13 protein-coding genes and 2 pseudogenes are annotated in these 15,938 nt (G+C 67.8%); 4 read left to right on the top strand and 11 right to left on the bottom strand.

What is annotated here, in order from left to right; all coding sequences use genetic code 11:
• Window positions 1-51: 51 nt before the first annotated feature.
• Window positions 52-852: pseudogene (locus tag OHA03_RS36090) on the bottom strand (IS256 family transposase); the annotation flags it as partial.
• 119 nt (window positions 853-971) lie between these two features.
• Here OHA03_RS36090 and OHA03_RS36095 point away from each other — a divergent pair.
• A pseudogene (locus OHA03_RS36095) lies at window positions 972-1,520 on the top strand (3'-5' exonuclease); the annotation flags it as partial.
• 215 nt (window positions 1,521-1,735) lie between these two features.
• Here the strand turns inward: OHA03_RS36095 and OHA03_RS36100 are convergent.
• Both OHA03_RS36100 and OHA03_RS36105 read right to left on the bottom strand, forming a co-directional pair.
• On the bottom strand, window positions 1,736-2,971 hold the full coding sequence (locus OHA03_RS36100) for an MFS transporter (protein ID WP_267007820.1): 1,236 nt from the start codon (window positions 2,969-2,971) through the stop codon (window positions 1,736-1,738).
• 3 nt (window positions 2,972-2,974) lie between these two features.
• Window positions 2,975-4,342 (bottom strand): NAD(P)-binding domain-containing protein, encoded by a 1,368-nt coding sequence (locus tag OHA03_RS36105; protein ID WP_267007821.1) that lies wholly within the window; start codon window positions 4,340-4,342, stop codon window positions 2,975-2,977.
• A gap of 114 nt (window positions 4,343-4,456) precedes the next feature.
• Between OHA03_RS36105 and OHA03_RS36110 the strand changes: the two genes are divergently transcribed.
• The 3 genes from OHA03_RS36110 (at window position 4,457) to OHA03_RS36120 (ending at window position 5,946) form a co-directional block, all read left to right on the top strand.
• Entirely contained in the window at window positions 4,457-4,810 is a 354-nt protein-coding gene (locus OHA03_RS36110) for a helix-turn-helix transcriptional regulator (RefSeq protein WP_267007822.1), read from the top strand.
• A 70-nt stretch (window positions 4,811-4,880) separates the two neighbouring features.
• Complete coding sequence (locus OHA03_RS36115) at window positions 4,881-5,252, top strand: helix-turn-helix transcriptional regulator (RefSeq protein WP_267007823.1); 372 nt, start codon at window positions 4,881-4,883, stop codon at window positions 5,250-5,252.
• Between the two features lie 196 nt (window positions 5,253-5,448).
• Window positions 5,449-5,946: a hypothetical protein gene (locus tag OHA03_RS36120; protein ID WP_267007824.1), complete on the top strand. Its 498-nt coding sequence runs from the start codon at window positions 5,449-5,451 to the stop codon at window positions 5,944-5,946.
• Between the two features lie 492 nt (window positions 5,947-6,438).
• Here the strand turns inward: OHA03_RS36120 and OHA03_RS36125 are convergent, their stop codons facing one another.
• The 8 genes from OHA03_RS36125 to OHA03_RS36160 all read right to left on the bottom strand — a co-directional run bounded on the left by OHA03_RS36125 (window position 6,439) and on the right by OHA03_RS36160 (window position 15,709).
• Complete coding sequence (locus OHA03_RS36125) at window positions 6,439-7,359, bottom strand: GNAT family N-acetyltransferase (RefSeq protein WP_267007825.1); 921 nt, start codon at window positions 7,357-7,359, stop codon at window positions 6,439-6,441.
• Between the two features lie 11 nt (window positions 7,360-7,370).
• On the bottom strand, window positions 7,371-9,716 hold the full coding sequence (locus OHA03_RS36130) for a cation-translocating P-type ATPase (RefSeq protein ID WP_267007826.1): 2,346 nt from the start codon (window positions 9,714-9,716) through the stop codon (window positions 7,371-7,373).
• Window positions 9,717-9,840: 124 nt separating this feature from the next.
• Complete coding sequence (locus OHA03_RS36135; protein WP_267007827.1) at window positions 9,841-10,062, bottom strand: heavy-metal-associated domain-containing protein; 222 nt, start codon at window positions 10,060-10,062, stop codon at window positions 9,841-9,843.
• Window positions 10,059-11,252, bottom strand: coding sequence for a pyridoxal phosphate-dependent aminotransferase (locus OHA03_RS36140; protein ID WP_267007828.1), 1,194 nt, complete (start codon window positions 11,250-11,252; stop codon window positions 10,059-10,061). The genes OHA03_RS36135 and OHA03_RS36140 overlap by 4 nt, the downstream gene beginning before the upstream one ends.
• A gap of 5 nt (window positions 11,253-11,257) precedes the next feature.
• Window positions 11,258-11,770: a FixH family protein gene (locus OHA03_RS36145; protein ID WP_267007829.1), complete on the bottom strand. Its 513-nt coding sequence runs from the start codon at window positions 11,768-11,770 to the stop codon at window positions 11,258-11,260.
• Between the two features lie 33 nt (window positions 11,771-11,803).
• Window positions 11,804-12,103, bottom strand: a complete 300-nt coding sequence (locus OHA03_RS36150) for a hypothetical protein (RefSeq protein ID WP_267007830.1) — start codon at window positions 12,101-12,103, stop codon at window positions 11,804-11,806.
• Window positions 12,096-14,018 carry an ABC transporter ATP-binding protein gene (locus tag OHA03_RS36155; protein WP_267007831.1) on the bottom strand — a complete coding sequence of 641 codons (1,923 nt, stop codon included), beginning with the start codon at window positions 14,016-14,018 and terminating at the stop codon, window positions 12,096-12,098. The genes OHA03_RS36150 and OHA03_RS36155 overlap by 8 nt, the downstream gene beginning before the upstream one ends.
• Entirely contained in the window at window positions 14,015-15,709 is a 1,695-nt protein-coding gene (locus OHA03_RS36160) for an ABC transporter ATP-binding protein (RefSeq protein WP_267007832.1), read from the bottom strand. Before OHA03_RS36160 ends, OHA03_RS36155 begins: the two co-directional genes overlap by 4 nt.
• Window positions 15,710-15,938 lie beyond the last annotated feature (229 nt).

Here is a 15,938-nt window from a genome sequence, read left to right on the forward strand (position 1 = left end):
CCAGGCCAACGAGTCAACGAGTGCGAAGCAACACCTTGATTCTTTACGGCTCCTGTGAACCCAGCACCGCTGGTGCCGGGCCTCGGGGAACACCTCGGCGATAGCCTTCCAGAATCCCAAGGCGCCGTCGCCGACGGCCAAGACGGGGGATCGCATGCCCCTGAGCCGGCAGTCGCGCAGGAGGTCAGCCCAGGACTCGGCCGATTCGCGGTAGCCGTCGCTCATGGCGATCAGCTCTTTCGTGCCATCGGCACGGACGCCCATCAGCACCAGCACGCAGGACTTCGCCTGGGCAAGGCGTATGCGCAGGTGGATGCCGTCAGCCCACACGTAGACGTAGTCGGTGGCGGACAGGTCCCGTTTGCCGAAGGCCTGGTGGTCGGCCTGCCACTGCTGGGTGAGCCGGGTGACGGTGGCTGGTGAGAGCCCGGCAGTCGAGCCGAGGAACTGTTCGAGGGCGGGCGCGAAGTCCCCGCTGGAGAGACCATGGAGGTAGAGCAGGGGCAGCACCTCACTGATCTTCGGGGACTTGCGGCACCAGGGCGGCAGGATCGCGGAGGAGAACCGCTGGCGCTCGCCCGTGGCCTCGTCGACGCGCTTGTCGTTCACCCGCGGGGCCTTCACTTCGACTGCCCCGGCCGCGGTGGTGACCTCCCGTGGCTGGTGGTAGCCGTTACGGACCACCAAGCGTCGGCCGTGCTGGTCACGCTGGTCCGCCAACTCGGCGATGTAGGTGTTGACCTCGGCCTCCAACGCGGCGGCCAGCATCCGCCGAGCACCCTCCCGGACAATCTCGTCGATCAGCGACGACCCGCTGTCGGTGGTGCCGTCAGCGTTGACAACGGTGAGCACGGACGTGCCTTCCCGACCGACGGTGCCACGTCGGCCTTGCTCGGTGACCTATCAATCAATCACCCGGGAAGGTACGTCCTCCCCCGCGTGATCCACAGGTCTTGAGCATTGCTCCGTTCTTGTGCCGCACCAACGTCGGCGCCATGCGCGAAGTCATGCAGCTACTGGAAACAGGTCACCGCGTCGCGCTGGTCGGGGGTGGAGAAGCTCTGCGGGCCTTGGCTCGAGCAGCCAACGACCTCAAAGAAGGCCGCCGCACCTTTCACCCCGAACTCGTCCTCTTCCCGACCTGGGGCGAGCTGCAGGACTACGCCGATCACGATCCAGCCGGTGGCGACCTGCAACCACTCATCGACCTCGTTGAAACCCACGGCACCGACGCCATCCTCAGCGCCGTCGATCAACTCGACGACGAACAAACGGCCGACATCACCGTCTCCACCGCACACAAAGCCAAAGGGCGCGAATGGCTCCGCGTGCGAATCGCCGACGACTTCACCTCACCACCGGACACTGACGAGCACGATGACATGGGCGGCCCCCTTCCCGGCCCCATCGACGACGGGGAAGCCCGACTCGCCTATGTTGCCGTCACACGAGCCCGTCACCGCCTCGACATCGGCGGCCTGTCATGGATCAACCACCACCCCGACGGGCTCCACGCATGACTCGGGACAGGCCGCCGACGATCACGCGGACGGCGGTTCGCTGCGTAAGGTCGTTGTCGGGGGACGTATCTGCCAGCCGGTACCACCACGAGCCGCCCGTGGTCCTGGCGTTGCTGGGGCACCACGGTATGCAGAATTCTCGAAGGCTACGTACCGCAGTCCGTTCATGGGTGGGTTCACCGGCTCGGGACCTGCCGCTGCGTCAGGCGACGTCGTTAGCGGGACGAAATCGTCTCCGCCTTCCGGCCGACGTTGTGAGGCGTCGTCCACAGCGCGCCGAGGGCGGCGAGCCCGGAAAGGACGGCGAGCGCGCCGAACAGTCGGGCGTAGCCGCCGATCATCGCGGCCAGAGTGGCACCGGCGAAGGGGGCAAGTGCAGCGGCGATGCCGGTCGGCGCGGCCAGGAGACCGGACAGACGTCCGTAATGCGAGGTGCCCCAACGATCGGTTACGGCAGTGGCCTGGAGCAACGTGAGGTTGCCGCGGACCATGCCGGCCGCCATCGAGAGGACAACCAGCAGGGAGTACGGGCCCGAAACGACCGCGAGCGCCCCGGTGGTGACGCCGCCGAGCGCGATCAGGACGGCCGTCCGAGCGGCTGGCCTCGTGCGGCGGGCGAGGGCGGCGTACACAGTGCGGCCGAGAGTCTGTCCGGCACCCCCGAGGCCGAGTGCCCAGGCAGCCTGGCCGGTGGAGTAACCGCGCTGCAGCAGGAGCGGCACCAGGGCGACGACCATGGCATAGACAGCAGCCGCTGAGAGGGTCAGGACACAGGCGAGCATCCAGAACGGCCTGCTGCGTGCCACGCTGACTGCGCTCCACGCGTCGTGGGCAGGAGTTGGCGGTGCCGCCGGCCAGGGGACGTTCAGTGCGAGGGCGTGGGTGGGAATCGTTACGGCGGCAAGGATCAGGGCGAGGACGGCGTACGTCGCGCGCCAGGACAGGTGGTCGGCGAGCGCGGCAGTGGCGGGCGCGAAGACAGTGGAGGCAAGGCCGCCGGCGAGGGTGACGATGGTGAGCGCACGGACGTGGTCGGGTGACCACCAGCGGGTGAGGGCGGCGAAGGCGGGCTGGTAGAAGGTGGACGCCATCGCCAGCCCGGCCAGCAGCCATCCGGCGAAGAACACCAGCAAGTTCGGGGCGACCGCCAGGATCAGGAGGCTTACCGTGCCGAGGATCGAGCCGGTGGTCATGACGGTGCGCGGCCCGTGCTGGTCGATGACGCGGCCTACGCGGATTCCGACGAATGCGGAGACGAGCAGGGCCAGGGAGAACGCGCCGGTCGTCACACCGCTCGGCCAGCCGGTCGCGGCGGTGATCTTGGGGTTCAGCACGGGGAAGGCGTAGTAGACGATGCCCCAGCTGGTGATCTGTGTGGCACACAGCGCCGGCAGAGCCCGGCGCGGCCGTCGGCAGGTGCCGACGACGGGCCGGGCTTCGACAGAGTGCACCCCTTAGCTGCCGGTGATGAAGCCGACCGGCGCGCTGGTGCCGATCTGAAGGGTCTCGGGTGCACCGCAGCAACTGCTGCCGCCATCCTGCGCTTCGACGGGCTGGTCGAACAGTCCAGAGCCGCCGCAGACGCCGGTCTCGGGAAGGGTCAGTTCGACGCGTTCGGCGGCCTCACGGTCTCCGGCGATGGAGGCCGCGATGGAACGGACCTGCTCGTAGCCGGTCATGGCCAGGAAGGTGGGGGCGCGGCCGTAGGACTTCATACCGACCAGGTACATGTCCTTCTCGGGGTGGGACAGTTCCTTCGCACCGTGGGGGTAGACCGTGCCACAGGAGTGGACGTTGGGGTCGATCAGCGGGGCCAGCTCGGTGGGCGCCTGAAGACGCTCGTCGAGGTCCAGGCGAACCTCACCGAGGTAGGACAGGTCAGGGCGGAAACCGGTCAGCACGATGACCTCATCGACGGGCGCGCTGCGTGAGCCGTCCTCGGAGACCAAGGTGAGAGCGCCATCGCCGTTGGCGGAGATCTCAGCAATGCGGAAGCCGGTGACGGCGTCGGCGTGTCCGGCGTCCACCGCTGCCTTGGCGGCCAGACCCAATGCTCCGCGGGCCGGGAGCTGGTCGGCCTGGCCACCGCCGTAGGTGGACTGGCTGATGCCGCGACGCAGGATCCACAGAGCGTGGGTCCCAGGGGCGGTCTTGGCCAGCTCGGCCAGCGAAGCGAGCGCGGTGAAGGCCGAAGCGCCGCTGCCGACGACAGCGGTGCGCCTGCCGGCATAGCGGTTGCGGTCGCCGTCACTGTTCAGGTCGGGCACACGGTAGGTGACGCGGTCGGAGTGGGCGCTTTCCCCGAGAGCGGCCAGTCCGTTGGCTCCGGCGGGTGCGGGGGTGGACCAGGTGCCGGAGGCGTCGATGACCGCGCGGGCGAGGATGCGGATCTCGGTTCCGTCGGCAGTCGTGGCATGGACGGTGAAGGGCTGCTGCTCGCGGTCGGCGTCGACGATGCGGTCGCGTCCCGCGCGGGCGACGCCGGTGACGGTGGTGTTGAGACGGACGCGGGTACCGAGGGCATCCGCCAAAGGCTGCAGGTACTTGTCGACCCAGTCGGCACCGGTCGGGTAGCCGGCGCCGTCGGGGCGGTTCCAACCGGTCGCTGCCAGAACCTTTTCAGCGGCGGGATCGATGACCTCGTCCCAGGTGGAGAACAACCTGACGTGGGACCAGTCGCGCACGGCGGCTGCCGGTTCGGGGCCGGCCTCCAGGACGAGCGGTTCGAGGCCGCGGCCGACAAGATGGGCTGCGGCCGCGAGGCCGACGGGGCCCGCACCGATGATAACGACGGGGAGTTCAGCGGTCTCAGGAGTGGTCATCGCTCTGCGTCCTTCGTTGTCGCGGGAGTTCGCCGACCGGGTATCTGATTAGATATATATCTAACCTGTGCTCCATAGCTTGCCTCCGATATCGACGAGTGTCAACATAGATGCATGTCTAAATCTCAGATCGAGGACACCTCGCCGACGGCACCACCCTGCTGTCAGCCCATAACCTCCGCCGCCCTGTCGGAGGCCGACGCCGAACACATGGCCTCGATGTTCAAGGCGCTGGCCGATCCGGTCCGACTGCGCCTGTTCTCAAGGGTCGCCTCGCACCCGGCAGGCGAAGCATGCGTCTGCGACATCTCAGACGTCGGCGTTTCGCAACCGACGGTCTCCCACCACCTCAAGAAGCTGCGCGAGGCGGGACTGCTCGCGTCCGAGCGCCGCGGCACCTGGGTCTACTACCGCATCGCTCCGCAGCCGGTGGCGGCCATGTCCGCCCTCCTCGCGCTGCGGAGCTAGCCCACGGGGGCCAGCCAGCCCTCGGGGCTGGACCGTTGCCTGCTGTATCGACACATGCAAAAATAAATACATGTCGAACCTGAGTACGGTTCCATTCGCGCCGGGCACGAATAGCACCGCCGTCCCCTGCTGCTCCCCGATCATCGCCGCCGAGCTGTCGGCCCTGGACGCCGAGCGTCTGGCTGCGCTGTTCAAGGCTCTGTCCGACCCCGTGCGGCTGCGACTGCTGTCGCGTGTCGCCTCCCACCCGGCCGGCGAGGCATGCGTGTGCGACATCGCGGATGTCGGCGTTTCGCAGCCGACGGTCTCTCACCACCTCAAGAAGCTGCGCGAGGCGGGCCTGTTGACCTCACAGCGCCGCCGAACCTGGGTCTACTACCGCCTTGACCAGGACGTGCTCACAGCGCTCGCGGCGCTGCTCGTGCTTCCCTCCCGCGGGTAGAGCTGGACGTCTCGGGTGCACAGCACCTTTGTCTTCGGCGGAGCGCCAGCGAGGAGTTAGAGCACCCTGGGGCTCTCGTAGAACGGTGACGGCCCCGGAGGGAACCCGTCTAGGAGCAGTCGTCAAAGCGGCACGCCCACATCAGGAGTGATGCGAGCGTGACGTCTGCTTGGTAGCAGCCGTCGGCCTTGTCGTCATGGTGCTCTTTGAATTTGGCTCTGACCGCGATTGCGTGATGTCCGAAAGCGCGGACGCAAAGCTGTATGCCAGAGTGAGAGCCATGACCCGTCCCGAGTTTGATGACGAGCTGACCCCATTCCTTCAGGGGTCTACTTCGGCATCATGGTCTGTTAGAGCGGCCTCAGGCCGGCGTCTGGCAGCCGTCGCGGAGGTTCCCGAAGTAGCTGAGGTCCTGCACCGGCTGTTGCTGGATGGTCGCGACACGTTCGTCACTCAAGAGACGGCGGAGGCTCTGCTCGGACGCTGGGACGTGCTTGGTCTGCGCATGGTGCTGGCCGCGCTCGCCAGCGCGGATGACGACACTGGCGATCACCTTGATGCCGCAATTCTCAATGTGTGCCGTCAGTCCGAGGAGGACGGGGAACGGCTCGTGGCACTGTGCTCAGTGTTGACATCGGATGCGGATACCGCCGTAAGCGGGGAAGCCCGCAGGATTCTCGAACCACTGAGGTGACCTGCCCGCTACCTACCCTGAGTGAGGAATCGGGTCTGGAGGAGCGTGAAGGAGGCCCGTCCGTGCATCGCTCTCTTGAGCGTTTTGACCCGGTTGACGTGGCCTTCGACGACGACAGAGCTCCACGTGAGGGTGACGCCCCCAGCGACGGCATCGAGGTCGCGGCGAAGAAAGCCAGCAAAGCCGCTCACGAGCTTGGATGCGTCCTGCTCGGCTTGGCGGATCCAGACGCTCAGTAAGTAGCCACGCCGGTTGCGAAGCGAAGAAACGTGCGAGGCCGCAAGCCCGGGTGATGTCACAGCAGGCCAGGCGGACTTCGAGCAGTCGCGGCTGCTGGCCGTCGGTTAGGGCCTCTCGTGGCCTCACCGCCCTCCTGGGGACCACGGGCCCGAGCGATAGCTTCACGCAACGGCGACCAGAACCGCCACCAAGATCCTCAGCAAATGGGCGGACACCAGGAACCTGCAGGTTCCTGGTGTCCGTCTGGAGTCCTCAGACAGGTTTGATCTCGTGCACCGTCGTGCCCGCCAGATCCACCCCGCGGAAGGGCTGTACACCGAGTGCGGGGTCGGCGGTGAACACGTTCAGCCACAGCGGAGATGCCACGGCCTCATTCTCGTCCCGGGCGGGGGAGTAGGACAGCAGCAGCGCCGGGTCGGACAGTTCCGAGAACCGGACAACACGGTCGGCCTGGTGTGAGCCGCTGCCAGGCTCGGCCCGCTGCGAGGGGACCGCTGTGAACCCGAGCCGGGACTTGAAGCTGAACAGGCCGGACTTCACGACGTGCCCGTAGAGGTTGATGTCACGTCCCAGAGAGACCCAGCGCCGGCGCCGGCGCCGCGCTTCGCGCAGTGCTTCCCAGTACAGCACCCGGGCCAGGCTGTCGCTGCGCTGGTTGGAGCTGACGGCCGAGAAACGCGCCCGGATCTCGTCAGTGGCGGGAAGGTCCTGGTTCAGGCAGACGCCCACCACCTCGTCCTGCGCGCGGACCCTGACGACGCAGTAGGTGTCCGCCTCGGACAGGATCTGTTCGCGCTGTTCGACCGCGACGGCCCAGCCGTTGCGCATTTGGGAGATCTGCTGCTCATACAGCCCGAGGAACTCGGTGAGCGTCGCGACGGTGAGGGGCTCGGTGGTGATGTGCAGTCCGGACGCAGTGGCGTTGCGGTAGGCGACGCGAATGTCGTAGCGGTCCTTGCGGGGCAGACCGGCGAGAAACTCCTCCTCGGTTGCGCGGGTCTGGGCCCGCCACAGCAGGACCTGCGGTTTGGGCAGGAAGCCGGCCTCCCGCAGCTGCGGCCAGGTCTCGACGGGCGGGTCCTGGACGCGCACAACGTCGACTTCCTGCTCATAGACACGCCAGTCCCCGTTCAGAGCCTGGTCGACGTCGACGAGGGCCATGGGCAGACCCATCGGGCTGACTTTCACGAGGCTGCGACCGGGGTGTGCGGGTGCACCGGCTGTGCGGCCAGGGCCGACTGGGTGCCGGCGTCCGCGCGGGCTCGGGGCTTGAAGCGGCGCAGCCGCAGGCTGTTGGTGACCACGAAGATGCTGGACAGAGCCATGGCCGCGCCGGCAATCATCGGGTTGAGGGTTCCCGAAGCCGCCAGCGGGATACCCGCGAGGTTGTAGATGAACGCCCAGAACAGATTGCCCTTGATCGTGCCGAGGGTGCGTCGTGACAAGCGGACCGCGTCGGCGGCGTCGCGCAGGTCTCCCCGGACGAGAGTGATGTCGCTGGCTTCGATGGCGGCGTCGGTGCCGCCGCCGATCGCGATGCCGAGATCGGCCTGGGCGAGGGCTGCGGCGTCGTTGACGCCGTCGCCGACCATGGCCACATTGCGGCCTTCGTCCTGCAGACGGCGTACGACGGCAGCCTTGTCCTGCGGCAGGACCTCGGCCTCGACCTCAGTGATGCCCATCTCGTCAGCGACACGACGGGCAGCGCCTGCGCTGTCGCCGGTGAGCAGAATGGGCGTGAGCCCGAGCTGGCGCATCTCGTCGATGGCCTGACGACTGGTGGGTTTGGCTTCGTCGGCGACGAACAGCAGTCCGCGTATCTGGCCGTCCCAGCCGACCGCCACCAGCGTGTAGCCCCGCTCATCGGCGTCGGCGAGCCGCTTGCCGAGGTCGTCGGGCATGGTCATGCGCTCGCTGACCCAGGTGGGCCGGCCGACCACGATCTCGCGGTCGTCGACGCGCCCGGTCACGCCGTAGCCGGCGCTGGCCTGGAAGTCGGTCACCTTCGGCAGATCGGGACCGAGTTCGCGTGCCGCAGTGGTGACGGCCGCGGCGATGGGATGCTCGGAGGCGTGCTCGAGAGCTCCGGCCATCGTCAGGAGTTCGTGGCGGTCCACCGCGCCCTCGGCACAGGCCACGTCGACGAGCTGCATAGTGCCGGTGGTGACGGTGCCGGTCTTGTCGAGGACGACGGTGTCGATGCGGCGGGTGGATTCCAGAATGTGCGGGCCGCGGATGACAATGCCGAGCTGTGCGCCGCGGCCGGTGCCGACCAGCAACGCCGTGGGGGTGGCCAAGCCCAGGGAACAGGGGCAGGCCACGACGAGGACGGCGACGGCGGCGGTCAGGGCGACGGCGGCGTCCCCTCCGTTGCCGATCCAGAAGCCGCAGACGGCGACAGCGATGGCGATGACCACAGGCACGAAGACGGCGGCGACGCGGTCGGCCAGGCGCTGCACGGGTGCCTTGCCGGCCTGGGCCTCGGAGACGAGACGGCTGATGTGGGCGAGCTGGGTGTCGGCGCCGACACGTTCGGCACGCACGATCAGCCGGCCGCTGGTGTTGACGGTCGCGCCGATGACGCTGTCGCCGACGGCGACTTCCTGGGGGACGCTTTCGCCCGTCAGCATCGAGGCGTCGACGGCGGAGGCGCCTTCGGTGACGATGCCGTCGGTGGCGATCTTCTCGCCGGGGCGTACGACGAAGTGGTCGCCGACGCGGAGCTCACCGATGGCGATGGTGACTTCCTGGCCTGCGCGCAGGGCGGTGACGTCCTTGGCACCCAGTTCGAGCAGAGCCCGCACCGCGCTGCCGGCGCGGCGCTTGGCACGGTGTTCGGCGTAGCGGCCCACCAGGACGAAGAGAGTGAGGGAGGTGGCTACTTCGAGATAGATGTGGTGCAGGCCCTGTCCGGGTACCGGCTGCATCAAGAACGGCATCTGCATGCCGGTCAGTCCGGCGTAGCCGAAGATGAGCGCGTACAGCGACCAGCCGTAGGAGGCCAGTACGCCGATGGATATCAGCGTGTCCATGGTGCCGGTCGCGTGGCGCAAGTTCTTCCAGGCGACGGTGTGGAAGGGCCAGGCACCCCAGACAGCCACCGGCGAGGCGAGGGTCAGGGACAGCCACTGCCAGTTGTCGATTTGCAGCGGCGTGATCATCGCCATGGCGATGACGGGCAGGGTGAGCGCGAGGCAGATGAGGATGCGCTGGCGCATGGACGCCAGTTCGCGGTCGGCGGCCTCCTCCGCTGTCTCGGCGGCCGCGGTCTCCGACGGCGCGGCCTGGGGCGGCGGAGGCTGGGCGGCGGTGTAGCCCATCTGCTCGACGGTGGTGATGAGGTCTTCAACCGTGTGCTCGCTGCTGTAGCTGACGTGGGCACGCTCGAGAGCGAAATTGACCTCGGCAGTCACGCCGTCGAGTCGGTTGAGTTTGCGTTCGATGCGGGCTGAGCAGGCACCGCAGGTCATGCCACCGATGTCGAGCGTGACCACAGCTGGATGTTCAGCCGTCGTGACGATGCCGGCCATGACTGACTCTCCTTCGAAGGGGACGGGGCGGGCTACTGGGGTGGCAGTGCGGCGCCGACGAAGTAGGCGGCGGTGAAGCAGACGGCAAGGATGGCGCCGAAAAGGGCGAGCCGAGTGGCCGCGCTCACGCCGCGGATCCGGAGAACTCGTAGCCAGTGCGCTCAACGACAGCCTGGACCTCGTCAGCGGTGAAGGCCTTCGGCGAGCTGATCGTCACGCGGCCGCTCTTGTGGTCGACGCTGACTTCCGTGCCTTCGCCGAGGTCGGTCTCAATGGCAGTGCGGATGCGCTTGGCGCAGCCGCCGCAGGTCATGCCGCGGACTTCGAAGACGCTCGGGGTGCTCATGGGGTGCTCCGTTCGGTAGCGGTTTTCAGGTAGGTTCCGATGCGGTTCAGGGCCTGGGAAATGTCGTCGGCGCTGACTGCGTAGGACAGACGGACGTGATCGGGGGCGGCGAAGTCGCGGCCGGGCATGACCGCGACGCCGGCGTGCTCCAGCAGGTGCTGGGCGACGGTGCTGGCGTCGTCGCCAGGTCGTGTGTACAGGCCGCTGACGTCGACGAAGGCAAAGAAGCCGCCTTGAGGGTCGACGGCCAGGCGCAGTGGCGCGAGCGCGCTCAGACCGTCGACGAGGGCGGCGCGCCGCGCGTTGAGTTCGGTGGCCCGGCGGGCCAGCTCGATGTCGGTGTCGGGGCTGAGGGCGGCCAGGGCTGCGTATTGGGAGATGGACGAGGGGGCGGAACTGGTGTGGCCCTGGACGGCGCTGAGGGCTTTGGCGACGGCTGCGGGTGCGGCGGCGAAGCCGATGCGCCAGCCGGTCATTGCGTAGGTCTTGGAGAAGCCCGCGACGGTGACGGTCCGCGCGGCGATGTCGGGGGACAGGGAGGCGATGCTGGTAAAGGTGGCGCCGTCGTGGACGAGGTCTCCGTAGATCTCGTCGCTGACGATCGCCAGGCCGTGCTCGAGGGCAACGTTCGCAAGTGCCTGCAGTTCGCTGCGGTGGTAGACCAGGCCGGTCGGGTTGGAGGGGTTGTTGATCAGGACGGCTTTGGTGCGCGGGGTGATATGGGCCCTGAGCGTCTCGGGGGTGAGTTTGAAGCCGCTGTCTGCGGTGGGAACGACGACGGGTGTGGCCCCGGCAAGACGGATCATGTGGGGAAAGCTGACCCAGTGCGGAGCTTGCAGGACGACTTCGTCACCCGGTTCGCACAGCACTGTGAAGATCTGGGCCAGAGCCTGCTTGGCACCGTTGGTGGTGACGATCTGGGCGGGATCGTAGCGGCAGCCCCAGCGGGTGTTCAGACGCTCGGCGATGGCTTCGCGTAGTGGGGTGATACCGGCGACCGGGGTGTAGCGGGTGTGTCCTGCGGCGATCGCTTCTCTGGCCCCGTCGGCTGCCTGGAGGGGGGTGGGGAAGTCGAGTTCGCCGCCGGTGAGGTTGATGATGTCGGCCCCGTCGGCGAGGAGGGCCTTGATGTGGGCGTCCAGGGCCGCGGTGCTGGAGGCGGGCAGGGTCTGCGCGCGGTGGCTGAGCATGCCGCCTACTTCGCCGTCAGGACGAACTGGGTGGAAGAGGTCTTGCCGCTGGAGGGGGTGACGTGAACGGCGACCTTCCAGTCGCCGGGCATCCCCAGAACGAGCTTGGCCTCGTAGCCGTCGCCCTTGGCGGTGGCGGTCTGGTCGCCGCCCTTCATCTTCATCGCCGGCATCTCGGGGTTGATCTGGACCTTCGCACCGTCGACGGCATTGCCGCCGGCGTCCTTGACGGTGATGGTCGCCGTGCCGGTCTTGCCGCCTTGCAGCGGGCAGGGGCTTGCGGTGAGCGTGACCTTCAAGCCTGCATCGGTCTTGGTGTCATGACAGGTGCCGCCGGAACTCCCGGAGTTGGCGCTGGTGTCCGCCTTCTGGCTGCAGCCGGTCAGTACAACGGCTGCGAGCGCGGCGGTGAGGACGACTGCCAGGCGCACGGCCCCTGTGCGGGTGCTGGGCCTTGCCGAGGGTGTTGCGGTCGTGCCGAGTTCGGCAGGCTGGTTGGTAGCCGTGCGCCGGGTCATCTGTCCTCCTAGAGACAGCCAGGTGGTGGTGGGTCAGCCGCAGCAGGACTTCTTCTGAGGCTCTGCCGCGGGCGTCTCAACGGCCTCCGCGGGCGTCTCGGCGGTGGGCTTGGGCCCGCAGCACGAGGAGGCCTTCTTCGGCTCGGCGGACGTCTCGGCGGTGGGCTTGGGGCCACAGCACGAGGAGGCCTTCTTCGGCTCCGCGGGCGTCTCGGCGGTGGGCTTGGGCCCGCAGCACGAGGAGGCCTTCTTCGGCTCCGCGGCGATGGCGGTAGTGCTCTGGGGCTGCTGGGCGGCGGCCCAGAACATGCTGCCGGGGCTGTTGTCAGACACGGGCGTTGTCCTTTCCTGTGGTGTTCTTGCCAGTGCGGCCCTCTTGGGCCTGGCACAGTTCGGTGAGACGGCCGCCTGCGGTGAGCAGTTCGACTGGCCGGCCGGATTCGACGATGCGTCCGTCCTCGATGACGAAGACCTGGTCGAGGTCCTCGACGAGGGGAAGCCAGTGAGCGACGACGACGGCGGTGCGGCCCTGGAGCAGGCGCCGGATGGCAGCGAAGACCAGGCGCTGGCGCTCGGGGTCGACGCTGGAGACGGCCTCGTCCAGAACAATGACGCGCGGGTCGGCGAGCATCGCCCTTGCCAGAGCAATGAGTTGCCGCTCGCCGACGGACAGACGTGAGCCGCGCTCGCCGACACGGGTCTGGTAACCCTCGCGCAGCCCGGTGATCACCTCATCGGCTCCGACCGCCTTGGCGGCCTCGACGACGTCGTCCTCGGTGGCCTCGGGCCGGCCGAAGAGGATGTTCTCGGTGACAGTGCCGTCGAAGAGCTGCGCTTCCTGGGTGACCAGGAGGACCTGCGAGCGCACAGAGGCGCTGCTGATGCCTGCCAGGTCGTGCCCGTCGATGCTGACCGTGCCGCCGGTCGGGGAGTAGAGGCGGACCAGCAGCTGCATCAGGGTGCTCTTGCCCGCGCCGCTGGTGCCCACGATGCCGATGTGTGCGCCCGGCTCGGCGTGCAGGGTGACGTCATGCAGGACGTCAGGCCCATCGCCGTAGGCGAACGTGACGTGGTCCACGTCGAGGGTGCCCTGGACGGGCGGCAGCGTACCGGTGCCGCTCTCCTCCTCTTCGAGGTCGAGGACGTCCAGGATGCGGCGGGCGGAGACCGCGACGTCGGAGGCCTGGCCGAGCTGATGGGCGAGGTCACGCACAGGGTTGAGCATGCGCTTGACGAACAGGGCGAACGCGGCGAGGGTTCCGGCCGCCAGCGCGGTGCCGGAGGCCATGCCCATGGACGCCATCATCGTGTTGGTGCCCAGCAGCATCCACGTCATCGGCATCATGCCGGAGGCCATGTCGAAGAAGAACCCGGAGCCGAGCTGGTGGCCGTTGATGATCTGCAGGCCGCCGAAGAAGATCAGCAGGGCCAGGGCGATGAAGACACTGAAACCCAGATGCGAGGTGAGCCACAGCCTCTTGCGGGAGAGGCGGTTGTGGACCGTGCTGTAGTCCTCGGAGCGGGCCCGCATGTCAGCCAGGACGGCTTCCTCCTGCCCGAAGGCGCGGATGTCGGCCAGGCCGTCGATGCGCTGGTTGAGGTAGCCGACCATGCGGTCCCATCCCTCGCGCTGGGCGCGGGTGTCGGGGCGCAGGCGTTGTGTCCACATGACCGCGATCCACACCATCAGCGGGATGGTGATGAGGGTGGGAAGCGCGACGGTGGGGCTGAGGGCGAGGAGGAACACGGAGAAGGCGATGAACCAGATGACGCTGTTGGCGACTTCCATGAGCGACTTGGTCAGGAAGCCGCGGAAGCGGTTGGCCTCGAACAGCACCCGGGTGACCCATTCGCCGCTGGCCTGGGAGACGTGCTTGGACAGCTGCACGTTGTGCAGGCGGGCCACCAGATCATTGCGGATGGTGACCGACAGCCGCTCGTTGACGCGGATCATCGCCGAGTTGTAAATGATGCGGACGACGTTCTCGATCACTGTCAGGGCGATGAAGTTGATGGCCGTGGAGTGCACGGCCTTGATGTCGCCGATGACGATGTGACCGATACCGGCCATCACCGTGTACATGACGGCGATGGAGGTGATCGAGTTGAGGATCGCCATGAGTGTGGCAATCGTCAGCCACAGCCAGTGCGGCCGCAGATAGGGCAGGAAACGGCGTACGGCCTTCAGGAGAGTCTTGCGGGCCTCGCGGCCCTCCAGGGGCACCTCGGTCGAGGCGGCGGCGGTCATCGGTCCTGTCCTCCTTCGATGCTCGTCGCGCCGGCCAGCGGAGCTGCGGTGTCGGCGGCAGAGGTCTCGCGGCCGGCCAGGTTCACCGTGCGGTCGACGTAGCGGGCGACTGCGGGCTGCTGAGAGGCGATGATCAGGGTGCGGCCGTTGCGGACCTTGACGATGGTCTCCAGCAGGGCGGCTTCGGTCTCGGCATCCAGGTTGGCCGTGGGATTGTCCAGCAGCAGGATGTCGGGGTCGGCCAGCAGGACGCGGGCCAGGCCGATGCGCTGTCGTTCACCGGCAGACAGATCCAGGGTGCTGGCGCCGAAGCGGCGCTCCAGCGGTATGTGGGACAGGCCGGCTGCAGTGACGGCGCCTGCGACCTCTTCGCGGGTGGCGCCGGGCCGGGCGAAGCGGACGTTGTCCTCCAGGGTGCCCTCGAAGATCCACTGGCGTTGCGGGAGACACACGACGTGCTGGCGCAGCGCCTCGGGAGCGTAGGTGAGGGCGTTGGTGCCGTCGTAGGTGACACGTCCGCCTTCGGGGTCGCGCAGGCGGGCCAGGACGTGCAGCAGGGTGGACTTTCCGCTGCCGGTGGATCCGGTCAGGACGATGCTTTCGCCGGCCTTGACGTGGAGATCGACCTTGTCCAGGACGCGGCGCCCGGCGATGTCGACGTCGACGTCGTAGGCGTCGATGGCACCGAGGGTGGGGATGTCGCTGTTGCCGGTGTGCTGGCGGATGACCGAGGGCGCATCGATCACGCGAAGGAGCCGCTGAGCGGTGACGGCGCTGCGGAAGGCTCCGTTGATGTGCATGGAGAGCATGTGCACGCTCATCTGGAACATCATGACCAGGGCGACGACGGCGACGAGGTCGCCGACGCTGCTGGATCCGTCGACGACGGCGCTGCCGCCGACCCACAGCGCGATGGGGGTGGGAAGACCGCCGACGATGTTGAGGATCGCTTCCCAGCGGCTGTAGGTGCGCTTCATCTGGCCGTCGCGGGCGGAGTGCTCCTCGTTGACCTTGTTCAGGCGGCCGGAGGCGTCGGACTCGCGGCCGTAGGACTTGACCACGTTGATGTTGGCCAGGGATTCACCGACACCCGCCAAGAGCTTGGTGAACTGGCCCTTGAGCTCGACGAAGGCGCGCTGCAACCGCAGCTGCACGGTGAGGTTTCCGATGACGACGAACGCCATCGGGATGATGGCGAGCACGGTGGTGCGCACATCGATGATGAGCGCGGTGACGAGCATCGCGAGCGTGACCAGGATCTGGTTGAGCAGCTCGAGCAAGCCGCCGTTGGTCAGGCCGCGCACGGCGACGGCATCGGAGACCAGGCGGGTCAGGGCGCGGCCGCCGGATGCTTCGGCGACGTCGGCGGGCCCCATGCGCATGAGCTGGCGCACGAGGTCTTCACGCAGGTCGTTGACTGCTTTGCTGGCTACGGAGAACCGCATGCGCTTGCCGATGTGCAGCAGGGCTGTGGTGGCGGCGCCGGCGGCAAGGACGCCGAGCGCTGTCAGCAGCAGGGTGCCGGAAGCTCCGCCGAGGACGCCGATGTCGATGGCCGAGCGCATCAGCAGCGGCACAGCGATGTTGCCCAGGAGGCCGAGGAACATGACCGCAGTGGCGACGGTCATCTCGCGGCGGTAGCGCAGCGGGTAGCTGTAGATGAAGCGCAGCGCGTGCAGCGAGTCCTTCAACGTTGAGCCTCCCTCTTGTGTGGTGTGTGGTGGCGTTTCAGCGGGCCGCGCCCATCGGGGTGCGGCCCGCCTCGTGCTTGGTCCGCGAGGGCTACTCGCAACAGGCGCAGGCGCACCCGCACTCGGTGCCGTCCTCCGCGACGTCCTCGTTTCCGCTGGTCTCGCAGCAGCCGGAACCGATCATGTCGTCAGCCATGGTTCCTCCTCTCAAGGCTTGATTCGATGATTT

It is taken from the genome of Streptomyces sp. NBC_00154 (assembly GCF_026342835.1).
Taxonomy (GTDB): Bacteria; Actinomycetota; Actinomycetes; order Streptomycetales; family Streptomycetaceae; genus Streptomyces.

Coding starts and splice junctions, on each gene's coding strand:
- OHA03_RS36105 (WP_267007821.1), bottom strand. CDS start 4,342: ATGACCACTCCTGAGACCGCTGAACTCCCCGTCGTTATCATCGGTGCG.
- OHA03_RS36110 (WP_267007822.1), top strand. CDS start 4,457: ATGTCTAAATCTCAGATCGAGGACACCTCGCCGACGGCACCACCCTGC.
- OHA03_RS36115 (WP_267007823.1), top strand. CDS start 4,881: ATGTCGAACCTGAGTACGGTTCCATTCGCGCCGGGCACGAATAGCACC.
- OHA03_RS36120 (WP_267007824.1), top strand. CDS start 5,449: ATGGTGCTCTTTGAATTTGGCTCTGACCGCGATTGCGTGATGTCCGAA.
- OHA03_RS36125 (WP_267007825.1), bottom strand. CDS start 7,359: ATGGGTCTGCCCATGGCCCTCGTCGACGTCGACCAGGCTCTGAACGGG.
- OHA03_RS36130 (WP_267007826.1), bottom strand. CDS start 9,716: ATGGCCGGCATCGTCACGACGGCTGAACATCCAGCTGTGGTCACGCTC.
- OHA03_RS36135 (WP_267007827.1), bottom strand. CDS start 10,062: ATGAGCACCCCGAGCGTCTTCGAAGTCCGCGGCATGACCTGCGGCGGC.
- OHA03_RS36140 (WP_267007828.1), bottom strand. CDS start 11,252: ATGCTCAGCCACCGCGCGCAGACCCTGCCCGCCTCCAGCACCGCGGCC.
- OHA03_RS36145 (WP_267007829.1), bottom strand. CDS start 11,770: ATGACCCGGCGCACGGCTACCAACCAGCCTGCCGAACTCGGCACGACC.
- OHA03_RS36155 (WP_267007831.1), bottom strand. CDS start 14,018: ATGACCGCCGCCGCCTCGACCGAGGTGCCCCTGGAGGGCCGCGAGGCC.